Annotated in this window: 4 protein-coding genes; 2 read left to right on the forward strand and 2 right to left on the reverse strand. The window is 69.8% G+C overall.

Translation table 11 applies throughout. The features are described from left to right. Positions 1–1,198 (reverse strand): sodium:proton antiporter (locus tag VF794_RS14430; RefSeq protein ID WP_331110742.1); only part of this gene is annotated, 1,198 nt, incomplete at its 3' end. Positions 1,199–1,361: 163 nt separating this feature from the next. Between VF794_RS14430 and VF794_RS14435 the strand changes: the two genes are divergently transcribed. Beyond that, positions 1,362–3,161 (forward strand): hypothetical protein, encoded by a 1,800-nt coding sequence (locus tag VF794_RS14435; RefSeq protein ID WP_331110744.1) that lies wholly within the window; start codon positions 1,362–1,364, stop codon positions 3,159–3,161. Positions 3,162–3,203: 42 nt separating this feature from the next. Here the strand turns inward: VF794_RS14435 and VF794_RS14440 are convergent, their stop codons facing one another. Beyond that, positions 3,204–4,355 carry a PQQ-dependent sugar dehydrogenase gene (locus VF794_RS14440; protein WP_331110746.1) on the reverse strand — a complete coding sequence of 384 codons (1,152 nt, stop codon included), beginning with the start codon at positions 4,353–4,355 and terminating at the stop codon, positions 3,204–3,206. Between the two features lie 116 nt (positions 4,356–4,471). On the opposite strand from VF794_RS14440, the gene VF794_RS14445 reads away from it, so the two are divergent. Beyond that, positions 4,472–4,742, forward strand: a 271-nt coding sequence (locus VF794_RS14445) for a 2-oxo acid dehydrogenase subunit E2 (RefSeq protein WP_331110748.1), incomplete at its 3' end; no start/stop codon positions are given.

A 4,742-nucleotide genomic window follows, 5' to 3' on the forward strand; every position in this document is an offset into this window, starting at 1 on the left:
CCGGGTCTTCATGGAAGAGCCCCAGCCGCTTGAGGATGTCGGTGAACATCAACCCCTGGATGATGAGGGACAGGAAGGTGACGCCGAAGGCGATGGCCACCAGCAGCTCGCGCTCGGGGGTGGCCTCCGGCAGGCCGAGCGCGAGGCCGATGGAGAGCGCGCCCTTGATGTTGCCGAGGACGAAGACGTGCTGCCAGCGCAGGGGGACGGCCTCGGAGGGCCGCACGAGGCGCAGCAGCAGGAAGGGCAGGTAGATGGCCACCGCGCGCCCGACGAAGACACACACCACGGCGAGCACCGTCTGGGGCATGTAGCGCACCAGCGTCTCGGGGCGCGTGGTGAGGCCCACGGAGAGGAACAGGAAGGTGTTCACCCCGAAGGCGGCGTACTCCCAGAAGGTGTGGATGGCCACCTGGCTCTGCGGGGCCACGTGGCGCCGCAGGTTGATGCCGGTGCTCAGCCCGGCCGTCACCGCGGCGATGGCACCCGACAGGTGCAACTGCTCGCCGATGACGAAGGCGGCGAAGGCCAGCGCCGTCGTCACCATGATCTCCGCGAGCGGATCCTCGGTGTGGCGGATGACGAAGCCGGCCACGAGGCCCAGGGAGAGGCCGATGGCGAGGCCCCCCACGGTGGCCCCCAGCACCTTGGCGCCGATGAAGGGCACGGAGAAGGCCGTGTCACCGCTCACCACGATGGCGGCGATGGCCGCGTAGGCCACGAGCGCGGTGCCGTCATTGAAGAGGCTCTCTCCCTGCATGATGCCGGAGAGGCGCCGGGGCACGGGGGCGCGCCGGAAGGCGTAGAGGATGGAGACGGTGTCGGTGACGGCCAGGATGGACCCGAGCAGCAGCGCGGGCCCCCAGGCGAGCTCCAGGGCGAAGTGGAGCGCGGTGCCGGTGGCACCGATGGCCAGCACCATGCCCAGGGTGGCCAGGGTGGCGATGGGCAGGAGGTTGGCGCGCACGTTGGCCACGTCCGCGGTGATGCCGCCCTCGAAGAGCAGCAGCGGCAGGCAGACGAGGAAGACGACCTCGGGGTTGAGCGGAGGGACGCCCGGAAGGATGCCGCCCACGGCGAGGAGCAGGCCCCCCACCACCAGCGCGACGTTGTACGGAATCCGCACACGTTTGGCGGCGATGGCGAGCGAACTGGCGGCCACCATCAGGCCGATGATGAGAGGCATCTCGAGTTGCACGCGGGGCCCAGCCTCTCACGAAGCAGGAGGGGCCTGCACGGTTTCCGCGCATCTCGGGGTCCTGGGAGGCGAGCCCCGGGCCGGAGGAGGGGAGGGGAGCCCAGGAGGCTGACCGGGAAGGGGCTCGGGATGCACCGCTTCCGGCATCCGGTTCGGGTTTCCCATGAAACACATCATCCTATCGCTTGCCTTCCTGGCGGTCGTGGCCTGCGGGCCGGAGACGCAGGAGCACCCTGGCCTGGACAACCTGGACACGCAGGAGGCGCCCCTGGTCGCACCGTCCGCGGGCTCCATCCCCGTGGGCATGCCCTCGCGTCTGGCGGTGGGCCTGTTCGAGGACACCGGCCAGACCTGGATGCGGGACAGCAAAGTCCCCTGGGACGTGCGCTATCGCTACTTCACCAAGGGGTGGATCAACAACTGGGGCTGGTCCCCCGCCGATGGCTCCTGGGGCAAGAAGTTCATGACGGAGTCCGCGGAGCAGGGCTTCCTCCCGGCCATCCAGTACTACCAGTTCAACTTCGAGCCGGGCGGGGGTGAGGCCCAGTTCCTCGCCAAGGCGCAGAACGCCACCACCAACAAGAACTACTTCTCCGATTTCAAGGTGCTGATGCAGCGGGCCAAGGAGTTCAACAAGCCCGTGCTCGTCCTCCTGGAGGCGGATGGCTTCGGCTACCTCCAGCAGCAGTCGGGCAACAACCCCAACGCCTACGCGGCCGTGGCGGCCACCGGGCTGCCGGAGCTGTCGGGGCTGCCCAACACGGTAGCCGGTTGGAGCCTCGCCTTCCTCCAGCTGCGCAAGGCGGTGGGGGCCAACAACGTCATCCTGGGCATCCACATCTCGGGGTGGGCCAGCACCAAGGACATCGCCTACTTCTCGGTCGCGGACACGCTCCAGCCGGAGGTCGACAAGGTCTACAACTTCCTCAAGCCGCTCGGCCTGGGGCCCAACGTCACGGGCGCCACCTTCGACGTGCTGGTGGGAGATCCGCTCGACCGCGACTCGGACTTCTACGTGCGCCAACTGGGGCAGAACCGGTGGTGGGACGCGAGCGACACGGCCTCCATCTCGTCCAGCAGCTTCAACCGCTACGCCGAGTGGCTGCGCCTGTGGAACGTGAAGTCGGGCAAGCGGTGGGTGCTTTGGCAGATTCCGCTGGGCAACTCCAACCACCTGAACGTGAACTTCAACGCCAACGTGCCGCGCTCGGGCTACAAGGACAACCGCCCCGAGTACTTCTTCGGGCCCGATGGCGCCAAGCACCGCGAGAAGTTCGCCAGCAGTGGTGTCATCGCGCTGCTGTTCGGTAAGGGCGAGGGCCGGCAGAGTTCGTACACCAACGACTACTACACGGACGGCCAGCTCTTCATGAAGAGCCGCGCGGGTGCCTTCCTCAAGGCCGGTGGCCTGGCCATCCCCAGGGGCTCCACCACGAGCCCCACGGTGACGACGCCCACGCCCACGCCCACGCCCACGCCAGTTCCGACGCCTACGCCGACTCCGACGCCCAGCACCGGCGATGCCGCGCCGTTCAACTTCGAGAGTGGCACGCAGGGGTGGAGTGCCGCGGGGCTCGCGGCGAGCGTGTCCACGGCCACCGCGCGGGCCTGGTCCGGGAGCTATTCGCTGGCGGTGACGCTCAATGGCACCGCGTCCGGCATGTCCCGGGTCTCCGTGGGCAATGCCTCCGTGCCCGCGGGCCGGACGGTGTCCTTCAAGCTCTGGCTGCCGGCGGGCAGTCGCTTCACCGCCGTCCAGCCCTATGTGCAGCAGGGCGCGACGGGGAGCTGGGCGTATACGAGCAAGTGGACGTCCGCGACGACCCTGCGCGCCGGTGAGTGGAACACCGTCACCGTGCAGGTGCCCACCACCGCCACGACGCCGCTGCACCAGCTCGGTCTCGAGCTCTTCACCGATGCCGCCTGGTCCGGCACGGTGCATGTGGACTCGGTGAGCTGGTGAGCCCGAGGGGTCGCGTGTCCCGCCGTGGGCACGCGGCCCCGTTCAGCGGCGGATGCGCAGGATGACGTCCTTGCGCTCGCCGCAGTCGCCTCGGCCGTCGCAATTGCTGGTGGTGACGTAGAGGTGGCCGTCCGGGCCCATGAGGGTCTCTCGCAGGCGGCCCCAGGTGTTGCGCAGGTACACCTCGTGTCGCGTCACCTGCCGGGGGTTCTCCTGGGAGAAGACCACGCGGTGCAGGTGCCGCGCGCCCAGTGCGCCGACGAGCAGCGAGCCCTTCCACTCGGGGATGGCCTCTCCGGTGTAGACGGCGGCCCCGCCCGGAGGCACCGCGTCGTCCCAGGTGAGGGACGGCGTGACGAGCCCCTCGCTGGCCTCGCAGCTATAGAGGGTGGGCCAGCCCAGGTTGTCCCCCTTGCGCACGACGTTGACCTCGTCATGACCGCTGCGGAGCGTGTCCCCGCTGGGGCCGTGGTCGGTGAAGTAGAGGGTGTCGCGGTCCTTCCAGTCGAAGCCCTGGGCGTTGCGCACCCCGAGGAGGAAGGCGGCCTTGCCGGGGAAGGGGTTGTCGGCGGGGACCTCGCCGTCCGGGGTGAGCCGCAGCAGCTTGCCCGCGGGGGTGTCCAGGTTCTGCGAGTTGTCCGGATCCCGCGCGTCGCCCGTGCCGACGTAGAGCATGCCGTCCGGGCCGAAGCGGATGCGCCCACCATCGTGGTACTTGGACGCGGGGATGTTCCCGAGGATGACGCGCTCGAAGGTGGCGCTCTGGTGGTCCTCGGAGAGCGTCCAGCGCTCCACCCGGTTCTGGACGGAGCCATTCACCTCGTTGGTCACGTAGAGGTAGAAGAGCCGGTTGCTCGCGAAGTCGGGGTGGGCGGCGATGCCGAGCAGGCCGCCCTCGCTGCTGTCGGCGATCTTCACGGCGGCGACGGGCGTGGGCTGGAGCGCGCCCTGGCGCAGCAGGCGGATGCGACCGGGGCGCTCGGTGACGAGGGCGTCACCGCCCGGGAGCCACGCGATCCCCCACGGGGTGTTGAGCCCCTCGGCGACGACGTCGACGGTGATGGGCACGGTGCCGTCGGGACCGAAGTCGTCGTCGACGAGGAGGCAGTCGGGAGCGGTTTTCGCCTGGCTCTTGCGGCAGCCGGAGCAGGCGGCGAGGAACAGCAGGGCGGAGAGCAGGAGGCCGGTGCGCATGTCGCATCTATGACGGGCCCGTGGCCGGTGCGCCACCGGGGCGTCCGGGGCACGTCAGGAGGTGGACGCGGCGGTTCCGCTCCAGCGAGTACCAGTGATAGGGGGCTCGCGAGCCCGTGAACTCCTCCCTGCCCCCCGCGCCTCCGCTCGACCCGCTGCGCCGGCTCGCGATCGGCTCCTACAAGTCGCCCCGGGACCCGAGCGCCTACGCCACGCTGGAGGTGCGCATGGAGCGCGCGCTCGCGTACGTGGAGGCCTTCCGGGCGCGCACGGGCCAGCGCCTCACGGTGACGCACCTGGTGGCCAAGGCCGCGGCGGATGCGCTGCGGCACTACCCCGAGGCCAATGCCCTCCTGCGCTGGAACCGGCTCTGGCTGCGCAAGCGGG

It is taken from the genome of Archangium sp. (genome assembly GCF_036389735.1).
Lineage (GTDB): Bacteria > Myxococcota > Myxococcia > Myxococcales > Myxococcaceae > Archangium.